This is a genomic window from Qingrenia yutianensis (genome assembly GCF_014385105.1).
Lineage (GTDB): Bacteria > Bacillota > Clostridia > UMGS1810 > UMGS1810 > Qingrenia > Qingrenia yutianensis.
Genome location: NZ_JACRTE010000005.1, coordinates 78,975 through 105,373 on the forward strand (window position 1 = coordinate 78,975; position 26,399 = coordinate 105,373).

Annotated in this window: 12 protein-coding genes and 1 tRNA gene; 4 read left to right on the forward strand and 9 right to left on the reverse strand. The window is 44.0% G+C overall.

The annotated features are described in order from the left end of the window. Positions 1 to 90: 90 nt before the first annotated feature. From H8706_RS05935 to H8706_RS05950, 4 genes are all read left to right on the forward strand, one after another. Positions 91 to 843, forward strand: coding sequence for a hypothetical protein (locus H8706_RS05935; protein ID WP_178348547.1), 753 nt, complete (start codon positions 91 to 93; stop codon positions 841 to 843). A 126-nt stretch (positions 844 to 969) separates the two neighbouring features. After that, on the forward strand, positions 970 to 2,334 hold the full coding sequence (locus H8706_RS05940; protein WP_262431877.1) for a citrate/2-methylcitrate synthase: 1,365 nt from the start codon (positions 970 to 972) through the stop codon (positions 2,332 to 2,334). A 190-nt stretch (positions 2,335 to 2,524) separates the two neighbouring features. Continuing rightward, positions 2,525 to 2,608, forward strand: a tRNA-Leu gene (locus H8706_RS05945). 368 nt (positions 2,609 to 2,976) lie between these two features. Beyond that, positions 2,977 to 6,090 carry an alpha-mannosidase gene (locus tag H8706_RS05950; protein WP_262431878.1) on the forward strand — a complete coding sequence of 1,038 codons (3,114 nt, stop codon included), beginning with the start codon at positions 2,977 to 2,979 and terminating at the stop codon, positions 6,088 to 6,090. Positions 6,091 to 6,131: 41 nt separating this feature from the next. Here the strand turns inward: H8706_RS05950 and H8706_RS05955 are convergent, their stop codons facing one another. From H8706_RS05955 to H8706_RS05995, 9 genes are all read right to left on the reverse strand, one after another. Continuing rightward, complete coding sequence (locus H8706_RS05955) at positions 6,132 to 8,228, reverse strand: glycosyl hydrolase family 95 catalytic domain-containing protein (RefSeq protein ID WP_262431879.1); 2,097 nt, start codon at positions 8,226 to 8,228, stop codon at positions 6,132 to 6,134. A gap of 232 nt (positions 8,229 to 8,460) precedes the next feature. Next, the gene (locus H8706_RS05960) at positions 8,461 to 10,311 is read right to left on the reverse strand and encodes an SGNH/GDSL hydrolase family protein (RefSeq protein ID WP_262431880.1); all 1,851 of its coding nucleotides are present in this window, start codon (positions 10,309 to 10,311) and stop codon (positions 8,461 to 8,463) included. A 28-nt stretch (positions 10,312 to 10,339) separates the two neighbouring features. Further along, on the reverse strand, positions 10,340 to 12,622 hold the full coding sequence (locus H8706_RS05965; protein ID WP_262431881.1) for a helix-turn-helix transcriptional regulator: 2,283 nt from the start codon (positions 12,620 to 12,622) through the stop codon (positions 10,340 to 10,342). A gap of 81 nt (positions 12,623 to 12,703) precedes the next feature. Continuing rightward, a complete protein-coding gene (locus tag H8706_RS05970; RefSeq protein ID WP_262431882.1) occupies positions 12,704 to 14,398 on the reverse strand; it encodes a hypothetical protein in 1,695 nt (564 codons plus the stop codon). Between the two features lie 50 nt (positions 14,399 to 14,448). Further along, positions 14,449 to 16,596, reverse strand: coding sequence for an Ig-like domain-containing protein (locus tag H8706_RS05975; protein ID WP_262431883.1), 2,148 nt, complete (start codon positions 16,594 to 16,596; stop codon positions 14,449 to 14,451). A gap of 8 nt (positions 16,597 to 16,604) precedes the next feature. Then, positions 16,605 to 21,080 carry a heparinase II/III domain-containing protein gene (locus H8706_RS05980; protein ID WP_262431884.1) on the reverse strand — a complete coding sequence of 1,492 codons (4,476 nt, stop codon included), beginning with the start codon at positions 21,078 to 21,080 and terminating at the stop codon, positions 16,605 to 16,607. Next, a complete protein-coding gene (locus tag H8706_RS05985) occupies positions 21,067 to 23,637 on the reverse strand; it encodes an S-layer homology domain-containing protein (RefSeq protein WP_262431885.1) in 2,571 nt (856 codons plus the stop codon). The genes H8706_RS05980 and H8706_RS05985 overlap by 14 nt, the downstream gene beginning before the upstream one ends. 26 nt (positions 23,638 to 23,663) lie before the next feature. Next, the gene (locus H8706_RS05990) at positions 23,664 to 24,782 is read right to left on the reverse strand and encodes a glycoside hydrolase family 88/105 protein (RefSeq protein ID WP_262431886.1); all 1,119 of its coding nucleotides are present in this window, start codon (positions 24,780 to 24,782) and stop codon (positions 23,664 to 23,666) included. A 20-nt stretch (positions 24,783 to 24,802) separates the two neighbouring features. Then, the gene (locus tag H8706_RS05995; protein ID WP_262431887.1) at positions 24,803 to 26,389 is read right to left on the reverse strand and encodes an S-layer homology domain-containing protein; all 1,587 of its coding nucleotides are present in this window, start codon (positions 26,387 to 26,389) and stop codon (positions 24,803 to 24,805) included. Between the last annotated feature and the right edge of the window lie 10 nt (positions 26,390 to 26,399).

Consider the following 26,399-nt stretch of genomic DNA (forward strand, 5'->3'; position numbering starts at 1 on the left):
TGCACACCGTTTGTCAAAAGTATTTTTTTACCGCATATAATTTTATATCGAAAGGCTTTAATTTATTTTATATCGAAAGGTGATAATCAAATGAAAGAAAATTTCAATATCAAGTCAAAAATCATAAGCGGAACGGTTACAAAAACCGACTGCGAAAACGGCGCGAATATCGGCATAGACATAAAAATCCACGGCGACATTTCTCCCGACTGCGTTGTGCGCGCATATTTTGCCGAGCGCGATACAAAAGATTTAAAGCCGATCGGCATTGTGGATAATTTCGGTCATCTTGCCGTGTTTATGCAAACCTCCGACTGCACAGACACCGTTGTTTTCGGCATAAAAAACACCATCACCGATAAGGTTGATTACGTCGGCTACGCGTATTCGGGCGATGAATGGACGCTTGACGACGAGCCTGCAATCGACAACGCAAAAAAAATTCTCGGCGATATAAAAAACGGCGGAAACTGCATTACTCCCGAAATCCGTCAAAAAATTTCGGACGAAATAAGCGCAAATTTAAAAGATTTTGAAAAAACAGATATTGAATTTCAAAATTTTGATATGTATAAAATCACTGTTTTCAAGCCGATTTTAAGCATTTCCGCGGTGAAATTCGCAATGTTTGAACGCTCGGCGATGTATTCGTTCGACAAATTCGGTTTTTACCTTTTCGGCGTTGATGGTGACAAAATCTCAATAGCGTTCGCGTCGGAAAACGGCGGAAATCCCCTCGCCCACGCGGATAACCTCTGCACACATTTTACCGACGGCGAAAATGAATATTTTGCCGTAATAATCGAGTTTGCCGACGACGGACAGTATTTTGTAAAAGACTGATTTTCACAAAAATACAATAACTGAAATTTATGTCGAAACTATGAACGTTATGTGAAGTTTTGGCGCATTGCTTGCCAATTTTTCAAAATTATGCTAAAATTGAGCATATATGAAAGAGGTGACGCAATGAACAAACTTAATTCGGAAATTTCTCAGTACATCAAAAAACTTGCCGAAATTTCAAACAACGGTAATCATATACAAAGCGAGATGTATCTTGAACACGGCATTTACCGCGGACTGCGCGATTTAAACGGAAACGGCGTCCCGACGGGACTTACCGAAATTTCGCGCATTAAAGCAAAGGAAACAGGTGCGGACGGAAACACCGTTCCGTGTGACGGCGAACTTTTCTACCGAGGATACAATATACGTGACCTTGTGTCGGGATTTTTGTCAGACAACCGTTTCGGTTTTGAAGAAACGATTTATCTGCTTTTGTTTTCGCGTCTTCCAAGCAAAACAGAACTTGCGGAATTTAAAACCGCGCTTGCAAAATACCGCACTCTGCCCGATGATTTTGTAAACAATTCAATTTTGAAAAATCCCGGACGCGATATGATGAACATTCTCTCGCGAAGTGTGCTTGCGCTCTACGCTTACGACGACAATCCCGACGATATTTCGGTTGCAAACGTTATGCGCCAGAGCTTACAGCTTATTTCGGTTTTTCCCCTGCTTGCGGTTTACGGTTTTCACTCGTTCAGACACTATCATAAGGGCAAAAGCCTGTATATCCACCGTCCCGACGAAAACCTTTCCTCGGCGGAAAATATTTTGCATATGCTCCGCAAAAACGGAAAATATACAAGCCTTGAGGCGAAAATTCTCGATTTGTCGCTTGTTCTGCACGCAGAGCACGGCGGCGGAAACAACTCGGCATTCACAACCCACGTTGTAACCTCGTCGGGAACAGACACATATTCATCGGTTGCGGCTGCGCTCGGTTCACTCAAAGGTCCGCGCCACGGCGGTGCAAACATCAAGGTTGTGAATATGTTCGACGATATGAAAAACAGCATAAACGTCAAAAACAAGGGCGAAATCGAAGATTATCTTGCAAAACTTCTCAATAAGGAAGCGTTTGATAGAACAGGGTTAATTTACGGTATGGGTCACGCGGTTTATTCAAAGTCCGACCCGAGAGCGGATATTTTAAAAAAATGCGCGCACGATTTGTCGGTGGAAAAAGGGTGCGAGGAGGAATTTGAGCTTTACGAAACGGTGGCAAACCTCGCGTCGGATATAATATCTCAAAAGCGCAAAATTTATAAAGGCGTAAGCGCGAATATCGACTTTTATTCGGGATTGGTCTATAAAATGCTTAAACTTCCGCCCGAGCTTTTCACGCCTATTTTTGCGATGTCGCGTATTTCGGGCTGGAGCGCGCACCGAATAGAGGAAATTCAAAACGCGGGCAAAATTATCCGCCCGACGTATATCAGCGTCGCGGAAAATAAAGATTATATTCCGCTCTCCGACAGAAAATAGCGTGTTTGTTTTTATATGTAAATTAAACTTGCCCAATTCTGCTTATTTTACGGCGTTTTTGCCGTAAAATAAGCAGTTTTTGAAAATGATTTGAAAATAATTTGAAATATTTTAAAAAATTTTTAAAAATAGTATTGACAAATTACGTAAAATCAGTTAAAATAGTTGATGTTGTTGCAAAACAATAAATGCGGCAGTGCTGGAATCGGCAGACAGGCACGTTTGAGGGGCGTGTGTCTATGACGTATGGGTTCAAGTCCCATTTGCCGCACCAATTTATCAGAATATCCATTCTTCAAAAAGCTTAGTTTTTCCCTTTATTTAAGGCAAAAATAAGACTTGGAAAAGAATGGATATTTTTGTTTAAATGTTTGAAGCGGGTTACAAGGTGGGTTATTTAACCCACTTTTATTTTTACTTTTTTACATAAGAAAATTGCACGTTTCCTCGTCAATATCTTTTGTTTTGCGCGAAATCGACGGTCAAAATTCTACCGACCGTAGAGTTTTAATAATACGGCAGATTTTTAAAAAAATAAAAAATCTTTGATTTTCTTAATAAATACAAATATTTTTTGAATTTACATATACCGTTTCTGGGTGTAAAATATAAGTATAAAATATATTTTATGAGGAGGAAAAAATGTATTTACTCACTGAAAAATTAAGAGTTATATCGGAAGATTTAAAAGAGCTTCGTTATCAAAACAAACAAAACATTACCGAGATTTTTTTAAACGAAAACGCCGACGGCGGACAGATTGAAAAATGCCCCAAAGACGGCTGGAAAAAGTTTCAATCGGGCGGTATATGGGGCGGATACGACAAGCATATGTGGTTTAAAACCACTGTTGAAATGCTCCCCGAAAACGAGGGGAAAACCGTTGTTTTCGGGGTTTTTACAGGAAAAGAGGGACAGTGGGACGCAAAAAATCCGCAGTTTTACGCATATGTTAACGGCAAAATCATTCAGGGTATGGACGTTAACCACACCGAGTTTGTATTAACCAAAAATGCAAAGCGCAATGAGGTGTTTGAAATCGTTCTTTATGCGTACAGCGGAATGAACGAAGACACCGCGAATTTCAAATGTTACACCGCAAATTTTGATGAAAACATAAACGCGCTTTACTATGACATTTTTGTTCCGCTTTCGGTTGCAAAGCTTCTTGACAAAGAGGACAAAAGGCGCGTCGATATTTTAGAATATCTTAATAACACCGCAAACATTCTCGACACGCGCGAAATTCCGAGTGCGGATTTTGACAAGTCGGTGAAAGACGCGCTTTGCTACATAGAAACCGAGTTCTACGGCAAATACTGCGGAAACAGCGACGTTACCGCAAAATGCGTGGGCCATACGCACATTGACGTTGCGTGGCTCTGGACGCTTGCGCAGACGCGCGAAAAAACCGTGCGCAGTTTTTCGACTGTTTTAAACCTTATGAAACAGTATCCCGAATATGTTTTTATGTCCAGCCAGCCCCAGCTTTATCAGTATTTAAAAGAAGAAAATCCCGCACTTTACGGCGAAATTAAAGAGCGCGTAAAAGAGGGCAGATGGGAAGCCGAGGGCGCAATGTGGCTTGAGGCGGACTGCAATCTCACATCCGGCGAGTCGCTCGTAAGACAGATACTTTTCGGCAAAAGGTTCTTTAAAGAGGAGTTTAACAAAGACAACAAGATTTTGTGGCTTCCCGACGTTTTCGGCTACAGCGCCGCACTTCCGCAAATTCTCAAAAAAAGCGGTGTGGACTACTTTATGACCACAAAAATCAGTTGGAGCGAATACGACAAAATGCCGTACGACACATTTATGTGGGAGGGCATTGACGGCACAAAAATTCTTACATATTTCATCACAACGCGCGACTACGACGTGCCCGACAGTCAGCATTTTACAACGTATGTCGGCAAAATGACGCCGAGCGAAGTTATGGGTTCGTGGAAACGTTTTCAGCAGAAAGACGTGTCGGATGAGGTGCTCATATGCTACGGCTACGGCGACGGGGGCGGCGGAACGACGCCCGAAATGGTTGAAACCGCAAAAAGACTGTCGAAAGGTATTCCGGGTTGCCCGAAAGTGGAGTTTTCAACGTCGCTTGACTTTTTCAAAGACCTTGAAAAAAAGGTGGAAAACGCAAAACGCATGCCCGAATGGGTGGGCGAACTTTACCTCGAACTTCACCGCGGAACGTACACATCTATGGCTCGCAACAAAAAATACAACCGCAAAAGTGAGTTTGCGCTTATGGACGCGGAGCTTTATTCGGTTATGGACAAAACCGTTTTAAACGGCGAATACCGTCAGGCTGAAATCAATGATATGTGGCGAACGGTGCTTTTAAATCAGTTCCACGACATCCTCCCCGGCTCGTCAATCAAAGAGGTTTACGAAGTGTCAAAAGAGCAGTACGAAAATGTTTTGTCGGGTGCGGACAGCATAAAGAAAAACGCATTGTCAAACATTGCGAAGAATATAAACGCTCCGTCCGACGGCTTTGCGGTGTTCAATCAGCTTGGCTTTACGCGCAGTGAGTTAGTTGAAATTGACAATGCCGATAACTTTGAAAACCCCGTTGTTACCGCAAGTGACGGTACTGTATCAAACGCACAGAAGGTCGGAAATAAGCTTTTGTTCTATGCCGAAAACGTTCCGTCAAAGGGATATAAAACATACACGGTAGCCGAGGGCAAACCGGCGGAAAGTGAGATTTTTGTTTCGGAACACCGTATGAGCAACAGATTTTTCGATATTGAAATAGACAAAAACGGCAATATTTCGTCAATTTACGACAAACGTGCCGAAAGAAACGTGTTAAAAGGCACGGGCAACGTATTTCAGGCGTTTGAGGACAAACCGAAAGATTACGACGCGTGGGAAATTTCTGTTTACTATCAGCAAAAAATGTGGGAGGTTAACGATTTCTGCGGTGCCGAGGTTATTGAAAACGGCACAGAGCGCGGAGTTTTGCGCATAAAGAGAAAATTTGTAAATTCCGAAATCGTTCAGGATATTTGCATTTACAAAAACCTTGACCGCATAGATTTCAAAACAAAAATCGACTGGAAAGAAAAGCATATTCTGCTCAAAACCGCATTTCCCGTTGACGTTCACACAAACAAGGCGACATATGAAATTCAATTCGGAAACGTTGAACGTCCGACGCATTGGAACACAAGCTGGGATATGGCAAAATTTGAGGTTTGCGCGCAGAAATGGGCGGATATTTCGGAGGACGGCTACGGCGTGAGCCTTTTGAACGACTGCAAATACGGTCACGATATAAAGGACGGCGTTATGCGTCTGACGCTCATAAAATCGGCAACCTACCCGAACCCCGACGCAGACAAGGAACTTCACGAATTTACATATTCGCTCTATCCGCACAAGGATACCTGGCGTGAGGCAGACACGGTTGATATGGCATATTCCTTAAACTGCCCCCTCACCTGCGCGCCCGCTATGAAAAACAGCGGAACGCTCCCGTGCGAGTTTTCGTTTATCGAAACCGACTGCAAAAATGTTGTTGTCGAAACCGTTAAAAAGGCGGAAGACAGCGGTGACATTATTGTGAGAATGTTTGAGTGCCAAAACAGACGCGGAAAGGTTAACGCGGTGATGTTTAAGGATATTTTAAACGCTGCGGAATGTGACCTTTTGGAAAACGAAACCGAAAAGGTTCAATTTGACAAAAACACATTTACATTTGAAATTAAGCCGTACGAGATAAAAACATTTAAAATTAAACTTTGATACATTTTTAAAGCCATAGTCAAAAGACTATGGCTTTTTTGTTATATGTATAAATCGTCCTGTTTTATAATTCCTTTTTTCACCGCGTCCGACACGTCGATATGCTTCGGAAATTTCAGCTTGATTTTGCCGTTTTCACCGCCGTTGCGGATAATTTTAAAATCGGTAAGTTTTAGATTTTCAACCGCAACCTCAACCGTGATGTTTCCGTATGCCGAAAGCTTAAATGAAAAGCTTTTCTCGCTTTCGGGGAGCGCCGGCGCGATATACAAAACGTCGCCCTCACGCTGAACGAGCATACGGTTTACGGCATAAATAAACGAGCCTGCAGCGGTGGTGAACCACGGTCGGAACACGCAGTCTTTTTCGTTGATTTCAAACATTTCGGCAAAGCACCCTGCCGACTCGGTTGCCTGTTTTAACGAATAATACGCTCTTTCGTCCGAAATGTCGGCATAAACAGTCGCTTTCCACGACGCATACCACGGCGCGATATGCCGTCCTACGCTGTACATATTGCCGAATTTCAGCTCGTCCGACACAAAATTCTCAATGGCTTTTTTCTGCATTTCGTCGTCGTTTTTCTGCACCTTATACGGAAAACAACCGCTCAAAACGCCTATGCTTTTGTCCTTGCAGTTCGGATACGGAATGTATTTTTCGCCGTCGTTCGGAAGATATTTTCGCAGTGCGTCCGCGGTTTTAAGGCACTTTTCGGCAAATTCCGCATCGGTGTCATACTCCGAAACAATGCGCCAAACCGAATAAAGCACCTCAAAAAGCTTTATTGCACTGCACGTTGTCATATACGCGTTGGTAACCGACGGGCCAAGCCGTTCAAGGTCGGTGCAGGCGGTAATTACGGTCTTTCCGCTCTCCTCGGTGTAGACCATATTGTTCATAAAATATGCCGCGCAGTGCTTTGCAACGGGATAAGCCATACTCTTCAAAAATTCGGTGTCACCCGTGTATTTATAATATTCCCAGAAATTCAGCACAATGCTGACGTTCTGAAAAACGTGCTCCGTCCAAAATCCCGGAACGCCCGTACCGCGCCCGTCCTCCATAGTTTCGCAAAAATAGTTCGCCTGGCGCACCCGCGCATTTGACACGCGCTGAATTGCTCTATCCAGTGTGTCAAAACGAAATTTGCAGATTTTATATGCCTCGTGAAAATGTCCCGACGACATAAGCGCCGTACCCGTGAAAATTTCGTCAAACGCGAAAAACACGCCGTGCCACAATGCGTTGTTTATGCCCATCGGAAGCGACCACTTTGTGGAAAGCGTTTTTAAATGATACTGCGCGGTTTTGTATACGTCACAAATCTTTTTATCACCCAATGAAACGCGGGATATGCTCATATAATCCGCCCATTTCTGCGCGCTCTCTTCAAAAACTTTTTCGGGATTTTCAAGAATTTCCGAATGTTTTTCCAACAGAAAATCCGCATAATCCGCACGGTCGAAATCGTCGCAGTAAAGCACAAACATACTCGCACTTTCGCCGTTTTCAAAACGTTTTGAAAGCATTATTTCGTCATTTTTGCACTCTGCCGAAACGTCTGCATCGCAAAAAACATAAATCTTGCCGTGATACATTTCCTTGCCGTCAATTTCGTACGAAACAACAATTCCGTTTTCGATTTTTTCCGCGGTATAGCAAAGCCGTTCAATCTTTTTTCCGTCCGCGCCCTTAAGCTTGTAAACAAACGAATAATCGGCGGTGCGGTCAAACGTTTTTTTCACCGAAAGCAAGTCGAAATCAAAGTGAACATACGCGCGCGTGCCGATACTTAAGCCGTCAAATTTGCACTCCGACTGCATAAAACCTTTGTCGGTATCGAGCGTTTGCTCCCAGTCATACGGCTCGGGATTTTTAATGCCGTTTATGATTTCGCCGACCATACCGAACGGAATGAGTGTAAATCTCTTGTGCTCGGGACGTTCGGGAATTGTGTCGTAACGGTAGCGCCTGCCGGCTTTCCAAACGCAGATTTCGGGCACACAGCAGGTTTTGCCGTCAAACGCGCCCACCTTGCCCTGACGTCCGCAGTAGTCCAGCATAACGGACAAAGAACCGTTTCCCAAAAGAGGCGGTGCATAGTTTATTTTTTCAGAATTTTTTGTGGTTTTCATAAATTTTCTCTCCAAAAATACAGTTACAAAAATTATATCATTCCGAAAAAGTTTATTCAATATCCGCACAGAATTACCGCAAAAATTTGTACGTTAACTGTAAAAATTTCTGAATGTATGGGTTTTATTTATTTATGTTATTACGCACGTGCGTATACGCATAAACGAACAAAATTATAAAATTAAAATGCTGAATAATAAAAAAGGACGATTTAAAATCGTCCTTTTTTTATTATTCACAATACCCGAGTTCTATCATTTTTGCATAAACGAGTTTGGCGATTTCGGCATAGCCGACGTCTGTGTAATGCACGTCGTTCACCGCAAGGCGCAGTGACGTCGGCACTCTGCCGACGGCGATATCCGCAATATCCTGTTCGGTCGGCGTAATGCCGTTATCCGTCAGAACCTCGGTCGTTGCAATGCGGTCCCGCGGAAAAACAATATGCTCTCCGAATGCTTCCCTCATTTTCGCGTCGGTGATTTTCCAATCGTCCCTCGCGCGCGTCGTCAAACCGATAATGATATATTTATCGGGATTTTTCGTCTTTGCGAGCATTTTCCTAATCAAAATCACAAGGTCGTCCGCATAATCCTCGCCCGATTTATCCTCCGCGTTCCACACGCCGTTTGTACCCGTGAAAATCACGTTTATATCGGCGTTTTCGTTTATTTTAATATTATTCGGCATAAAAATCTTCGTGCCTTTGGGCGCATACACCGCCTCGCCCGGCGTTTTTCTTTTAAACTTCGCCCATATCAGAACGCGCGGATTTTTTGTCGTGTCAACTTTAAAAGACAGTTCGCCATCCACGCCGTTTATCACGCACGGATTCCAGTCTTTTTTATTTCGCGGTGTAAGCGTTCCGGCATATGTTCCGTCGTCGTTGTAACCCTTAAATTCAATCTCAACTTCGGTGCAGTCGGACGGGATTGTCACGTCTTTTTCAAGAAGTGCGTTCACCGCGCCCTGCCTTGCGGCAATAGACATTGCGGTTTCTCCTGCCGACCCCATATTGCGCACGTCATAGCCCGTCAGCGTTTTGAGCACACCGGGATACGACTTTGTTCCGCCGTTTCTGAAATCACTGCTTCCCTGCCCCTCGGTGAGGCTGTCGCCCCAGCACGCAACAGTCGGCATTCTTTTTTTACCGAGCATTGCAATGGGGGTTAGACTTTCAAACGAATTAAACAAAAACACCTTTGCAGACGCGTATTCGCCCTTTAGTTCAAGGCTTGCGTTTCCGTCGTTTTCGGCAATTTCGGCAGACAAAAGCGCGCCGTCCGCGCCATATCCGGCAAGCACCATAACCGCATTTTTAAGGTTTGCTCTTGCACTTGCGCCCTCAAACGTAATATCCAGTTCCGGCTCGTTTTCGGGGAGCGGAATTTCAGGATATTCGTCATACCGTTTTATATCAACATCGTCCAGATACACTGTAAATTCGGGATAAACCGCCGCGCCGTTTTCGGTTTTGTCCTTGCCGAACATTGCAAAACGCAAAAATACAGTCGTTGCGCCGACGCTGTTTTTCTTAAATTTAAACGTCTGACCGTTACATATTTGATTTCCGTTTACAAAAACGTCAACCTTTGCGGAATACGTCTGACTTGTTTTGTCAACCGACGGATTTTCGCACACAAAAACTATTTTATTCCATTTTCCGCGGTTTAACGCATATTCCGCGCCGTATCCGTCATCGGAACAGTAAATTTTCGGCGACGAGGGCGTGTGCGAATTTGACGCAAACATAACGTGCGAAAAATCGTCCGTCAACGGCATAAAGTTTAATTCAAACTTAAAATATTTTTTGTAAAGAGAAAGCGACATTTCAGTGTAAATACTGCTTCCCGACTGTTCTTTCGTTTCGGGTCTTTTCAACGCAAGCGACTTATCGGTTTCGCTTTTTGCACCGATACCGCCGACAAAATCCGTTTGATAAAACCCTGTATTTTTTATGCTTATTTCCCCGATTTCGCCGTTGTCGAAATTTTCGCTGTAACCTTCAGCAGAATCCGCAAAAACGGGATTTACCCCTAAAATCAGTAATAAAATCAAAATTAAAGCCGTAAATTTTTTCATAGTTAACTCCCCAAAATTTTGCCGAAAGTTAATTTCCCTCCGAGGTTCTGTACCCCTTCGGAGAAGTGCCGACAATGCGCATAAAGCTTCTGAAAAAGCTTCGGCTGTTCACATAGCCCACCCTTTCGGCAATGTCCGATATAGAAATATTTGTTTCGGTCAAAAGCTCTTTTGCGTGCTCAATTCTCACAAGCGTGATATACTCAGCCAGACCGATTTTGCAGATTTTCTTGAAATTGGTCGAAAGATACTGCAGGCTTACGTCTATATTCTGCGCAACCGCGGTAACCGAAAGGTTTATGTCCGCATAGTTTGCGTCAACGTATTCTTTCGCCTTTTTCATAAGTATATCAATTCTGTTCATTATCTCTTTTCCGTTCTGCGCACAGCCGTATTCTATCACCGAATAAATATCTTTCTGCAAATTTTCAACGTCTGATTTGTTCTCGATTTTGTCGATTTTCTGCAAAATTCCGCTTATTTTTTCGTTGATGTCGTCGCCCATCTGACCGAACGCGCGGTTTATGATGATGATAAGATTATACAAAATTGATTTCATCGCGTAAAACGAGCCGATTTTGCTTATAATTTTCTCATCAAACAGGCTGTCTAGCGCGTGAATTGCTGAATTTGCGTTGCCCGAACGAAGATATTCCAAAATCTGCCCCTCTTTAATTCCCGTAAGGCAGTATTCGGTGTGATTTTTCTTTTCCAAATCACTGTAACAAATTACGCCGGCACGGTCGTAAAATCTTTCTTTCATACACTCCGACGCCTCGGCAAAGCACACCCCGAGGTCGTCCGTACCCGAATAGATGTTGCTCATTCCGACGGTGAAATTGATGTTTAAATTCTCCAAAACAAGCTTTCTCACCCAGCCTAGTTTTTTCACAACGTCCTCCGTCTGCTGACTGCCATCCAAATTTGCAATACAGCAAAGCGAGCCGTTTAAGTCGCAGTAATTTATTTTGCACCTGCCCTCAAACACCTCGTCGAGAATGTTTATAAGTGCAACGCGTGCAAGACGGTAATCTCCCTCCGCGTCGCCATCGCCGTCGAAAAACATATCAAGGTTTATGTCGATATAAATAAGCAAAACGGCAAATTTTGCGTACGGAAAAACAATCCCGGCGTTTTTAAGCGTTTCGAGAATTTCTATTTTCTCCGCCTCGGACGGCGTTTCTGTCAAAAGACGCGTTAAGAGCGCCTCGCGGACAAAATCGCTGTCAAAGCTTTTTATTCTGTGATTAACCTCGGTATTTTCGCGCATAACCGACGTTATTTTGTTGCCCAGCTCCTGATATTCCGATACCCTCGCGTTGTGGTTTCCGCCGATTGCGTCTATGATTTTTCGTATCGGATTGTAGTTGAATTTTACCAGCAGTTTTGCAACGAGAAGCATTATAAGTATGCCGACAAGATTGAAAAATGCAATGTCGGCGCGTGCCGAGCGAATTAGCTTTTTGAACACGCTGTTGTCAACAAGATAGAAATACTTCCAGCCGTTCCCGTCCGACTCGGTGCAAATCATAGTAAGACCGCCCTTAAAATTTCTCACACCGCGCTCAATGCCGTATTCATCGGCAATTTTTCTTGCGTTTTCGTTCTTTTCCGCATCACCGCCGATAATGTCGCCGTCCTCGGTGCAGATGTAGAAATTGCCGTTATACGACGGGTTTGACGACGAATTTAAAAGCTTTTTAACGTCCGCCTCAACGGCGATTGTGGCAAACGGCACAAAACGCTCCACCGAATAGACCGAATAAAAATATGTAATGGTGTCTTTCGTGCCGTTTGAAAGAACCGCGTATTTTCCGCTTTGCTTATCCTGCATAAGCTTAAGCCATTCCGCCTTTGAAATGCCATATTCTTTTATGTTGGTTTCATAGTATAAGTCTGCGCCGTTTGCGCCCGCCATACTTATGCAATAATCGGTGTTGTAAAAATAAATATAAATCCCGTCAAACTCATTTTCAAGCTTTTTGTAAACGTTGAGGTCGTTTAAAACATCGTGAACCATCATCATTTTTTCGTCTTTTAATTCGTCCCTCGTAAACGCAAGCTTGCGTACAGTTTGCCTTTGCGATATTTCTATTGCCACATTGCTTACAAGATTTGTAAAATTGTCAATATCCGTCCTGCGGTTTTCGAGCATTTCGCTTACATAGCGCTCGTTTTGCCTCTCAACACTGCCGTCGATTTTTACATATGCAATGAAATTGAAAAAAACCGTTATCAAAGATACCACAACATAGGATATAAGCCATGCAGACGGTATTGTATGACGCGAAAACAAACTGTATTTTTTCATATCCGACGCCCCTTTGGATTATTTTTAAAACCTGCTATGTAAATGTTACCTTATTTAATTTTAATTGTCAATGTATAAAAATTACTTTACGTCGGGTAAAAGCTTTATGAGTTTTTTGAGCGGAACGGGGTTATCGAGGCTTTTCCAAAGCATAACGGACACATTTTCGCCCGTCTGTGCGTTTGCGTTCGTAAGTTTTGCCGAAACAATTCCGTTTTCCGCACTTTCAGATTTTGCAATATTTACAAGGCGTCCGTCTGCGCCGTATTCCGCAATGATGATAACGGGTGTCTGCGCGCCTGCGATTGCAATTTTGCACTGTGCCGAAACACCGCTTGACGTATATTTTGCCAAATCGTCCGAACCTGTTGTGTATGTGAGAACATAGTCGGATTTTGTTACAGGTGTAATTACAATATCATCAACGCTTATTGACGAATTTACCGCGCTTTTCTGGGGCGCGAAAACAATGTAGTCGCCGGCTGTTTTGCGGTTTGTTTTTATGTTTTGCGCAATCGGGTTTTCCATATCTCCGACGTACAAATCAGCCTTGTTTTCGTCTTTGTAAATTCTTGCTTTTATCTCAGTCCACTCTCCTGCGGCTGCCGTTTTTTCGCTTATGTTTGATACACCCGCACCTGTGCTGTAATCGAACCAGCCGATTTTTCCGTCCGTTCCGCGAATACTTATAACCGCGCCGTTATTGGAATTTGAGCCGTCGGCAAGACGGATAAATGCGCTTTCTGTGCTTTTTGTGCCGAGGCCGTTTTTGATTTTGAACGATACGTCATATACCGAATAATCGTCCACAACACCGCTTATATCGCGTTTTATGCTAAACGGTTTGGTTTCTTTTTTGTTTTTTGTAATTGTAAGGAATTTGTTAACCTCTGAAGGGTTTTCACTGTTATATGCGTAGTCGATATACGCGTGACCTGTAGGTTCATTGTCGTTTTCAAATCCGCCGACGTTTGTAATTTCACTGTTCGGAATCATTCCAATTCCGAAGTCGTCAAAATTGATGTTTGCTGCACTCGCATAGTTTTCGTCACCGCACTCCGCCGTGTCCGTTACCGTAACTTTGATGTCGTCTACAAAAACACTTCCCGTCAAAGATGAAAATCCGATGAGTAATGAATTAAAATCATTGGTTTTATACAACGGTACATTTTCAAAAATTTTATTGCCCTCAACTTTAAAAATACAAGTATTGTTTGTTTTGTCAACATCTATTTCGTATTCGCGGAACGGATTTGCACCCGAATTTTCAAGATTTACACTGTAACCGTTCTCTTGCGCGCCCTCAACCGCCGTTACATTACCGTCGTTGCAGGAAATAGCGTATGTCTTGCTATAAAACTGAAATTTCCAAAGTCCTCCGCAATTTAGTGATAATGCACCTTGAATCGTAGGACTTAATTTCATTTTAAACTGCACCTTGTATTTTTTCGCACCTGCTAACGAATTGATTTTAGGCACAGCGTCAGTTTTGAGGAAGTTTACCCTAAACGTAGGGTAAACGCTTTTACTGGTATTTGTTGCCTTAAAATACTTATTGGTTGTGTCACCCGTTACAGAAAAAGTTCCGTACGGTGTAGACTTGCCTTTATATGTGGCTATACCGTATTTTGAGTAACTGCTCGCATCCGAGTTTTCAAAATCATTAAAATACGTAACCACACCCTCGTCCGACACACTCACTGCGTCGGCAAGTGACGTAAGCGGTAGTGTGCACACAATCATACAAATTATCAAAAGCACGCTTAGTTTTCTCATACTTTTCATTCTCCTAACATAAATTTATATTTATTTTGCTTTGCACAATATTAAAAACTCTTTTTAAAAATCTCACCCAACAACTTGGATGCAAAAACATCGCTGTAAATATAAATTTGCGCGCAGTCTGCACTGCCCCTCTCGCCTTGCAAAACTGCCGTTTTTGTTTCGCCTTTTTCAAGCGTTATCGGCTCAATGCGCATTTTTTCGCATTTTGTGCCGTCAAAAAGCGCCATAACCGCAAAAACCGTAATCTTATTGTCCGACGTGTTTTTAACGCTCACCTCGCCTTTGCAAATTCCGCCCGAAACGCTTACGTTGTACGCGCTCACCTCGACGGTGTCCGATTTTGCATTAAATTCATACAAAACCTTTTCACCGAAATAAACGCCGTCCGCAATCATTGCATTTTCCGATATTTCAACCGTGTATTTTGCCGACGGAACAAGCTTTTTCGCAGGAGTTATCACAACCGAGGTTTTAGACTCGTCGTAATAAACATTTTCAAGCAAAACATCTTTTCCCTTTGAATTTTTAAGGCAAACGGTGCTTTCGTCTATACTTCCGGCAAAAATGCCCGACGAAAGCTTTGCGTAAATTTTGCCGTTCTCCTCGGTTAAATCGGTCACGCTCGGCAAGTCGTAAAAGCCCGTAACCTTTATATTGTCAATAGCGGTAAATCCCGCATTTTCCTCGCCCGGACCGTAAAGCCTCAAAAGCTTAAGCGACTGATTTCCGTCGGAATTTGACGAACTTAACATAGATTTGCAAAAATACGGCACGCCGTTTACAAACACGCTCACGGTGTTCTGCACCGTGTCAGCCTTAACCGAAAAATGATACCACTTTCCCTCGCTGTATTCCGTTACAAGATTATTCAAAAGCTTCATTTCGGAATTTGTAAAACGCACAATATTTGTATCCTTGTCGTTGGAAAGCCTTAAAACCATTGTTTTTCTTCCGCTTGAGTCTTTTTTGTCAATATATAGGTCATAGCTGATATTTACCCTGCCCGACGTGCTTTTGAGCGGTATGTCGATATACGGAATATCCGATGAAGAATAACTTGTATCGGGAATGTCCGCGCCGACAAAAAGGCTTGTGCCGCGGTCTTGGTCTGCCGTGTCTTTTTTAACCGTTCCGCGCCTTGAATACATTGAAATTCCCGATTTTAACACATTTCCCTCGCCGTCCGCAAAGTCGCTGTCCTCAAAAACGGTATACGCATTGTCAACGCTTGCAAAATTCACGTTCGATGAAATTTCGCTTTCGCTTTTGCCGCTGCTCACCGCCTTTGCAGTAACCGTCACGCTCCCGCGGTCAATGTTTTGCAAGGTGATGACATACGGCGTGTCGGTGAGTGTTTCGTAAATCTCGCCGTCAATATAAACCTCGATTTTTTCTATTCCCGACGTTGCCTCGGCGGTGACGGGAAGATTTAACGTTTCGCCCTCGTCTGCAAAAATATCCGTGCTGATGTTTGTAAATTCAAATTTTGTGATGTCGTTTACAGGCTCGTCGGGGTCGGGGTCGGAAATTTTCAGCGCACCGTCTGAAAGTGTGACGTTATCCATTGAAATATCACCGTCCGCCGATTTGTTGAACGTAAATCCCAAATTTCCTGCCTTTGTAGACGAATTTTCAACATATTCCATATCGCCGTAGATAAGCGTCAATTCGCCGTTTTTAACATAAAACGCGTCAACGGTTGTTTTGTCTTTTACGGCGAACGCAAGCCCCGACGTTAAATCGGAAAATGTAAATTCCGTTTGATTTTCGGTGACGAATTTTCCGTCTGTCATACGCTGAATAACGTATTTTCCGTTTCCCTTGCTCACAAGCTGAATAATTGCGCCGAAACGCACCATAAAGTTTTTTCCGCTCGCAAAGCTCGGCATAATGTCAAGCTTTACCGAATATGTCGTTTTTTCGCCGATATACTGTGTAAAATCAACATACATACTGTGTGTTGCCGACGCATGCTTGCCTATAGTGAAAACACCGTCGGAAACCGCGCTCGAAACGCCCTTTGAACTGTTGGACGTTCCCGAAAACTCGGGATATTCCGAAATATTTTCAATTTTCTCAAAATCGAATATTTTAAGTATTTCGTTATCCTCCGCAAATGCCGTGTTTGCGCAAAAACACATCACAAGCGATACGCAAAGCAAAAAAGAAATGATTTTTTTAATCTTCATAAGCCCTTTCACTCCTCCCCTCCGTAACGTATTTTTTCAAATTTGTCATTTAGTTTCAAAATTCTAAGTTCCAGAATGTTTGTATTCGGATTTGCACTGCAGCCGTTTCCGACAAGCTTTATATACCTTGCGTTAACCCTGTTTATGCCGAAAACCTGATATTCCTCCGCGCCGGGAGATGACGTGAACGAATCTATTTTTTCATAATTCACACCGTCTGCGGAACAGTACAAATCAAAATAATAACTTCGCACCAAACTCTGCCAAAATCCTGCCGCAACCGCGTCTACGCTCTGCACACTGCCGAGATCGAACACCGCATATTCACCGCGCGTCATTGTTGTCCACCTTGTCGAAAAATCGTTGTCAAACATATTTTCGCGCTTGTTTTCCGCCTGCGGTTCGTCGCTGACGTAAGAAGACTTAATTTCAAGCTCGTCAAACATCAAATCTTTTGTGCCTCTCTGCGTGTCGTACGGCACAATATACATTTTGCCGAGGGTTTTATCCGCATTGTAAACTTTTATAAGGTTGGGCACATTTACGTTATCCGATTTTATATATTCCGCGCTCTTTTCAGGGTCGTTCGGAACAATTTCTACATCGGGCAGTTTCTGACCGCTCATAACGGGGATATATGCCAAAGAGTCGGTTTTTTCGCCGTAAACAACGCCCGAATATCCGTAATCGCTCATATCGTACGCGCTGTTTGATTTTGCCGGTGCGCTCCAACCGCTTATCGGCGTTGTGTCCGCGTCCTTTGCAAATTCGCCCAGCCTTACGGTGAGGTTAACCTTGCCCGACGCGTTTAATTTTATCGCAACCTTGCGCACGCCGACGTTGTTTGTCTGTCCCTCGCCCTGCGGTGACGACGGGAGCGGAACAGCGTCCATAATGCTGATTTCGGCATCGGGCGCGTCGGTGTCAAACCGAAGCGTCATTGTTTTGCCGTCCTTTGACAGTGCAACCGTTCTTTCGTCCGCAACGTACGCGTCCGCAGTGGTGTGCATAAACCAGTAAATCTCGGAATTATCCTTTGCAAGATCTATTTCGTCGCGGACTGTCAGCGTTTTGAAATTGTCACCGATATAAAATCCGCGTTTGTAATCTTTAACATTCGCGCCGTAGGTGTCGGTCATATCGTACACTGCATACGCACCGCCGTCACCCTCTTTGTAATCAATCACGGGAGTGTAAGCATTTGCGGTCTGATTGTATTCCGCGTTGTTGTTTATAACAACCGTGTTGTGTCCCTCGGGACGTTTTCTGTATTTCTCGTTTTCCGGGAGCGACGAATTATAATCCTCCGAGCCGAGTGCCTGCGCCCATCTTACGCCGTTTAAGTCAAACACAAAATCGCCGTTGTCGTTGTGCGCGTGATAAAACGTCGTCGGACCGCCGTGCGACGCAAAAAACAGTGCGTCGTAGTCTTTGTAGTCACCGTGAACCGAGAAAAGTTCAACACCCTCGGAATATTTAACCTTCGGAAGCTTTTCTATCTCGTCAACGCTTACCTCGGGGTCGTAGAAAAGCGCGTCCGCAACAAAAATCTGAACGTCCGCCATACGCGCGTCAAACGTTTTTTCAACCGTTGCCCTGCGCGCCGCCAAAAGTTCTTTTTGATTGAAGTGCTTGCCGAGATACCCCATCGGGTGACTTGCATATATCTTTTCGTCCGCCGCGTCGTGATAGTTGTAGTTTGCGACCATACTGCGGATTGCCATATTCGCAATGCCCGTTTCATACGCGCCGGGGAAAGACAGAAGATTAAATTCCGTGCCGTAAATGTTTTCGAGCGTTGCACACGAATACATAAGCGAGCGCGAAACGTGATACCAGTAGTTACTGCTCTCTGCCCACACGCCGTCGGGATATAAGTTTTTCATTGTATACTCAAGACTTCGGATAGTGTTGCTCAAATAATCGGAGCAGATTTCGGGATAATCACCCATAAATGCCGCCGCCATACACACACCGCCCGAATTTACCCAGGTGTTGAAGTTACTGTACCATTTAAGGCAAAGGCTCGGCATAACGATTGTCAAGTCGTTGTTTGTAACACTCTTTGCGGGTATTCTGCAATAGAAAGCCTGCGGAAATACCGAAAGGAAAAGTCTGTATACGTTTGCCTTTATTTTTTCGCGCTGTGCCTCGGTGAAATAATCATAGCACCAGTCATACGCAACCGCAATGGCAGTGCCGAACGAACCGCTGTCAATAATGTGTATCGGGTTTAAATCAGGGAAATTTTCAAGTGCATCAAGCTGTTTTAAAGCATATTCCGCATATTTTCCGTCGCCCGTTAACTGATACGCAAATCCCACAAGCTGCATACGCGATTCCAGTATGCGCGCCGTGTTTAACATTCTTATACTGTCGTCATACACATATGTGCGGATTTTCTGCTTAAGCGTCATATCCGCCTGCGCGATTAAATCGTCGGCAACCTTTTTCATATACGCGTCGGTTTTGTATAATTCTCTTATTCTGTCAAAATCCTTATCAGACGCAAGAACCGAAATATGATGCTTTCCGTCCTCATTCATCTTGTTGTAGCCGTCAAGAAGGCTCTGCGCACTCGGACGGTCGAAAAGCATATAGTCGCTCAAATACTGAAGATTGCTCTGAAAATCAACATATCTGTATGTATCGTTCCACGTGTTTTCGGGCGTATAACGCTTGTGATACGGCACTTCTTTTGAATTGTCAAAGTATATTTTCGCCTTTGACGTCACAATAAGCCCGTTTGTGTCGTCGAAAACGTTAAACCCGAGAACTTTTTGCGCCGCGTCTTTAAGCGGAATTAAGTCCGCGCCGTTATCATTTTTTATACAGGTTACCGCAAAGCTTTTGCCGTCCGATTTTACAACGCCGTTATCCAATTCCGCATTTTTGCCGTATGCTTTATTAAACTCGGCAATCGGAATGTAAAACTCACCGTCTTGATATATTCCCTTTTGTTCAAGCTTATATTTTTTGCCGTTTGAAAATGCCGTGTTTGAAAGATAGTCAAACAAAATCTTACCGTCCAAATCATCGGCAATGTTTTTGTCAAACTCAAACATTGAGGTGTTAACCTCGGTAACGTCGTTTTCGTTTACTACAAACGGCTTGTCAAAGCCTGTAATTTCAACGTTTCGGCATTTTAACTCGCCCGAAAAAGCGCCCGAACCGCACGCAATGCGCACAACGTTTAAATTTTTGATTTTGTTTGTAAGGCGCACATTCTTTGCGACCATACGGTAATTGTTGTATGTCCAGCCGTTGCCCGTTCCGAAAAATACCGTGTTTGTGCCGTCGTTTAGGTTAAGGTACATTGTAACCTTAAAGCACGCGCCGTTTGCCGCCGCATTTGCAAATCCCTGTGTTCCCGAAATCGTAACCTTCCGTCCGCTTTCAATTTTCACGGGATACTCGTTAATAACGGCGGCTGATGACGTATTGTCCCTCAGCATAAAAATCTGCGCGGTCGGGTCGGAGTCGAAATCCGCCGAAAATTCACCGCTGATTTTAAAGTATTTATACTGTTTTTTACTTTTGTAGCCCTTAAAAATATTAAGGTTAACGTCGATATACGCGTCATCCGCGGTTTTCTTTCTGAAAATCAGCTTGTCGCCCTTGTTAGGGTTTTTATAGTCAAATTCCTCCGACGTTATCTCGTTTGTTTTGGGATACATTTTTACATTGTTAGCATATTTCGTCTGTCCTGCCCATGTGCTGTGAAAAAACGTGAAATCGCCTATATCGTCGGTAAACGAGAAAAATTCCTCGCCGTTTTCGTCGTTTGATACGGCGCTCTGCGCATAACTGCTGTTTTTAACGCTCTGCGCTGTCCACGGGAAACCGCCCTCATAAAGCGAAATATCGTCAATGTAAAGGTTGTTTTCGCTGTCCTCCTGTTTTTCAATTATAAAACTGTCGGGTTTTACCGCGCCCGATATTTTCCAGTCCTCAACACAAAGGCGCTTGTTGACATATGCCGAATACGTTCCTGTTTTTAAGTTTACGGCAATGCTTATTTCGGTGAGTTTGCCGTAAAAAGTGTTGTTTTCAACTTCGGCGTTTGCGGTGACGCCCGAAATAACCTTGCCCTCTTTTGTTTTTATTTCGTTGTCCTCGATTTTCAAAATACTGCACACCGTGCCGTTGTTTGCAGCCGAGATATTTGCGTTTGTCTTGTTTTCCGCGCCTATTTTAAAGTCGATATAATATTTCTGCTCTTCTGTTTTCACAGGCACGGTAACGGTCGTTTTTGCGCCCTTTATCACTTGCAGAACGCGTCCGCCGTATGCCGAATTTAAAACGCGCGCCTTTTCGCCCTCTGCCTTAAAGCCGTCGGGTATGCCGTTTATCGGTGCGGAATCGAAATTTTCGCTGTATACCGTGCGCGTTTTGCTTACCGCGTATACCGGCGCAAACTGCAAAGACAAAACAAGCGTTAAAAAAGCGCAGATACATTTTGAAAAAGTTTTATTGAATTTCATATGCATACACCTCCATCGGGGCCTGAGCGTTAAGACGTGCCACGATAAAACAGTTATCGTTGCCGAACGATTTGTAATCTTTAAGCTGTGACGGCGTAATCGGTCTTATTTCATCTCTTTCTTTGTTTATAATGCCGATATTTGCCGTGTTAAGCCTTATATTTATAAGATTTTCAAAAGAATAGTCATACGAATTTGCCGTTTTTGTTTTGGATATGTAGCCGTAAATACCGTCGGTATAATACAGTGCGCCGTACCAGTAGCTTATATTGTTTAAGCCGTCGTAGTTTATGCCCGAAACGGTTTTTGTGCACGGCGAAAGGGTTTTTGCGTCAAACACCAAGTCTATAAATTTCACCGTGTTGTCGGCATCTAAAGTCACCTGAACAATATCGCCCGGATTGAGCGCTTTTTCAAGCTGATTTTCCGCGTCGGCAGGCATATACAGTTTTTTATATTCGCCCGCCGAATAAACATACAAAACCTTGCCGTCGTCGCCGTTCGGCATTGCGCCGTTTCGTATTTTTTCTATCATATAATTCGTTCTGCTTTTCACCGACTTATCCTGTGCGACAACAACGCCTGCCGTGCCGTTTTCAGATAAATCGTAAACGTCGAATTTATATTTGTAACCCGAATACAGGCTCGATTTGTCAAGAACCGCAAAATCCTTTTCGTCATCGTCCTCGGAAACACGGAGAATAACCGACGAGCTGACGTTGAAATACGGCATACACGACTGACCGCCCGAACGGTATGTAAACTCGGTCACTTCTTTTCCGCCCGACGTAAATTTATACTGCATAAGGCAGTTTTCAATGTCCGACGGCTCTTTGTATTCATAAACCGTTTCCGCGGTGTCGATAACACTCACCGTGCCGTCTTTGCCAAGCTTAAATTTGATAAGCTTTGACACGTTCGCGTTCAAAACAGGCAGAATGTCTGCCTTTTTTCTGCTTGATACACCGTCTACCTTTGCCCTTTTGACGCTTAACGTTTTAAGCACACCGCCGAGGGTGTAAACCTCAAACTTCACCTCGTCGTCCGCCTTGTTTTCCGGCTCGGTAACTTCGGTTAAATACCCGTACTGCATCTGTGACGAAAAACCGCTTAACGCGACAATATCGTTATTTAACCCCAGTGCAAACGAATAATTTTCGTTTAACTTCATAATGTCGGAACAGTTTCTTTTTGCGTAATCGGTAAGGGTGTATTTTTCGCCGTTTATGTAAATTTTGCCGTCCGCGTCCTTTGCCTCAAGCGTGCCGTCAAGTGTGCCCGACACCTTTTTAATCAGCGCAAAGCTTAAATCCTTCGACTGCGCGGCGGCGATAATTCCGCCCTTTTCCAAGTCGTCGATTTCCTCCGGTTCACCGTCCGCGCCGTATATTTCAAGCACAGCGCCGTTGTCTTCAGTTCTGAAAATGTTTTTCTCACCGTTGTTTATGTCCGAAATGACAACGGGATTTTTCTGCACGCTGTCAACCGTCAGATATTTGTAATCGTATACAAAAACATATTCGTAATTGTTGTCGTCATCATTGTCGAGGAGCAAAACGCGCGCATAGTCGCCGTTTATATCGTCAAGCGAAAACGTGCCGACCGTTCTGCCGTTATACACATATCTTGCGCCGACGGTTTTGTAACTTTTCTCTTTGCCGGAATTTTCCGTTTCAACCGTTATTTTGCCGAGTGAAAATTCTGTTATACCGTCCGCATCAAATTCCAAAACAGCGTTTTCCCTCTCAACCGTAAAGAGCGCGTCGGACGTGCCTTTTTTGTAAAACACGCGCACGTTTTTGCCCAAAAGACCGCTTGTTCCGCCGTCGTAATTATACATTTTTCCGTCAACGGTGATATATCCGTCCTCCTCCGCGTCTGCACTGTCCGACGGCGAAATGTTTGTCGAGATGACAATTCCCTCCGCGCACAAAACCGAATACAGCCTTTCAAGATACGTTTCGTCGGTGTCCTCAAAATGCGCAAAACCGTTTTTATATTCCGTCAGCATAAACGACGAGCAAAGAAGATTGTATAAAAGCACAACCGCGTCCCTGTCCGAAAACGTTTCACCGTTTTGTCTGCCGATAAGCTTTAACTCGGAGGCGCATTTTAAATATCCCGCGGGATAACCGCCCTTATATTCCGCAGCATCGGCATAGCCAACGGCGCAAATGCACATTTTAACCGCCTGTGCAAACGTTATGTTTTCGTTCGGGTTAAAATTTTCGCCCGATGCGATAATGCCTGCCTTATATGCCTGATATATTTCGCCGTAATACCCGTCGTTTTCGCTTACGTCCTTAAACGGAAACGCGCTTTTGTCGGTCAAATCCGCGCCCTGTGCTATGCGCATAACGTTTACAAGCGCTTTTGTAAACTGCGCCCTTGTAACGTCACCGCTTTCAAAATACTCGCCCGAAAGGTTTTTAATCACCGCGCTTGCCTCATAAAAATCGTCGCTGTCGTCCGCATCAAACGCAAAGGATGTGAAAGATACCGACGTGCAAATCAAAAATACGGCGGTGATAAGCGAAATGTATTTTCTGATATTCATTATCATAGCCATTCCTTTCCTCAAGTTTACAACATCTTTTCAGCCTCGGTGCACATAAGCACAAACGCGCCCGTTCCGTGCAAATCGTTGGTCACGGTGCGTCTTTCGATATAATGCCTGTAGTCGCCCTCATCAATGCACGTGCCGACCGAAACGTTTTCAATAAGCATTTGTTCGCCGTCGTATTTTAATCTGCCTATAAGCGCGTCATACGCTTTTTTTGCGTCGTCAAGATAATCTTTTGAAATTATGCCGAGGCGCACCGATTTGAACAAAGCATATGTAAAAAGGCAGGAACACGACGTTTCGCACCAGTTGTCCTCAGCGTCGGGACGGTCGAGCACCTGACACCACAAACCCAAGTTATTTCTGTATTTAAGCACCGCTTTAAGCGCGTTTGCCTCCATTTCGGCAAGCTTTTTATATTCCTCCGACCCGGGATTTAAATAATCCATAATATCCGGCACCGCAACGGTAAACCAGCCCATCGCGCGCCCCCACACCGTCGGGGAAAGTCCGTTTTCGCCTGCCCATTCAGCCTCACCGCTGTCGTCCCAGCCGTGATGCAGAAGTCCTCTTTCGTCGCGCATATTTTCATACATCAAAATTGCCTGATTAACCGCTTCGCAAAGAGCGGATTTTTCATTTTTGAACTTTGAATACATCGCAAGAAACGGCCCGATCATATACAAACTGTCCAGCCACATTTGGTTCGGCGTGACGCTCATATGCCAAAAACCGCCTTTGGAATTTCTTCCCCAGTCCGGCACTTTTTCATATATATAATCAATCGCTTTTCTGTATCTTTCGTCGCCTGTTTCCTTATATAAATCAAACAAAAGTATTCCCGGCTGTTTGTGGTCGAACGTTTTGGGTACAAGCGTCATAACGCGCGTAACCTCGTCTGTGTCATACGGACGGTTGTATCCCAGAATTGTGCCGTCGGGAAAAATATAGCTGTCAACCCATTCTTTAATATAGTCAAAATATTTTTTCTCGCCCGTTTGAAAATACACCCTCTGCATACCCGACAAAAACACACCGCCTATGTAGAAAAACGTGTTCATTGTGGGAAGGTCGGGCGCCTTGTATTTTTGCATAATTGTATCGCACGCCGTTTTTGCATAATCTATCGGTCTTGTCATTTTAATATCCCCCGTAATGTTTATTTTTTCGTCCGCGCGACTACCGCCGCGGCCTCTGCCCTTGTGATGTTTCCTTTGGGCTTAAATGTACTGTCGGAATATCCGCTCAAAATTTTGTTTTCGTAAAGTGCATTTACAGCCTGCACGGCATAATCCGAAATTTCGTCCGCGTCGGAAAATAAGGCGTTTTTATCCGCGGAAAGGTTTAAAATTCTGTTAATCATCACCGACGCGTCCTCGCGCGTGATAAATCCGTTCGGGTTGAATATACCGTCGTAACCCGTTATAATGCCGGCGCTCTTTGCCGAGCATACGCTCTCATAAAACCAGTCAGATGCCGAAACATCGGAAAATCCGCAGTCCGCACCGCCGTTTATGCCGAACGCCTTGCACGCGATTTTTGTAAATTCCGCACGCGTTATGCTGTTGTCGGGCTTAAACGTGTTGTCGGAAAATCCGTTTATTATGCCGTCGCCGGCAAGAGCTTTGATGTAATCTTTCGCCCAGTGCTCCGAAATATCCGAAAAATCGCTCTTTGTGCTGTCGGGCAAAATCGGCTGAACGTTTGCACTCACTCCCGACGATACCCTGTTTGACGAACCTCCGCCCGAGGACGGTTTTCCGTCGGCCGGATTTGCCAAGCCGTTTGCAAGGCTCAAAAATACACCGTCAATTTCGGAAAGCGTGTCGGAGTCCGATATTTTTGAAATCATTTCAAGAAAAAGACTTTCTTTTTTGTAGCTGTCAAGCTTGTTGAAATCGGTCATATCGACCTTGCGCGATACCGCGTTTGCAAGATAAACCTTTGAAATTTCCTCCGCGGTTTTGCACCCCTTTATTTCGGCGATTTCAAAAATATTTAAAAGCGTTTCGCTCAAATCCAAACCGATATTCTGCGATTTTGCCGAAAAAAGCTTATCCGCCGCGTCAAAACCGTTCTCGGGAAGAGTGCCGAACGTGTTTTTATAATCAACACCGAGATATGCCGTGTATTCGGTCAAAAACTCATAAAACGGAACTTCTTTTGCGTTGTAACGCGAAAGCGCCTCGGCAGTGAAATATGCTTTTATAAATTCATCTTTTGTGTAATTTGTTTTTTCGCCGAAAACATATCCGCATATTTTTTCGCCGTGAGTTGAAAAAATTTCATTATCAATGTTAAAATTCGTAAAATTTTCAACCGCATCTTTTAGTTCCGACGCGGATTTTGCGCTGTTTATCAATGCCAAATCGGTGTCAAAGCTGTCGTCCGCAATGCCGATACGGCTGACGCATTTTTTGCCGTTGTCATACGAAACAAGCATATACTGCCCGTTTTCAAAACCGTCGGGGAGCGTAAATTCCAAAGCCGCATTCCCGTCCTCGTCCGTTTCTTTTGATATGTAAAACGTGTTTTTTATTGTGCCGTCCTCAATCTTGATATTATCTTTTTCCGCGCCGTACGGCATAATCACGGCGGCTGCAAAATTCCTCTCGTAATCGGGCGATACGCTTATGTCCGCCGACACTGTTTTGCCCGAAATTTTGTTTACCGTTATCTGCGCGGACGCCGAATATGACGAAAAGACAAACAAAAGTCCAACGCACAAAGCCAAACTCTTTTTCACTTAAAAACCT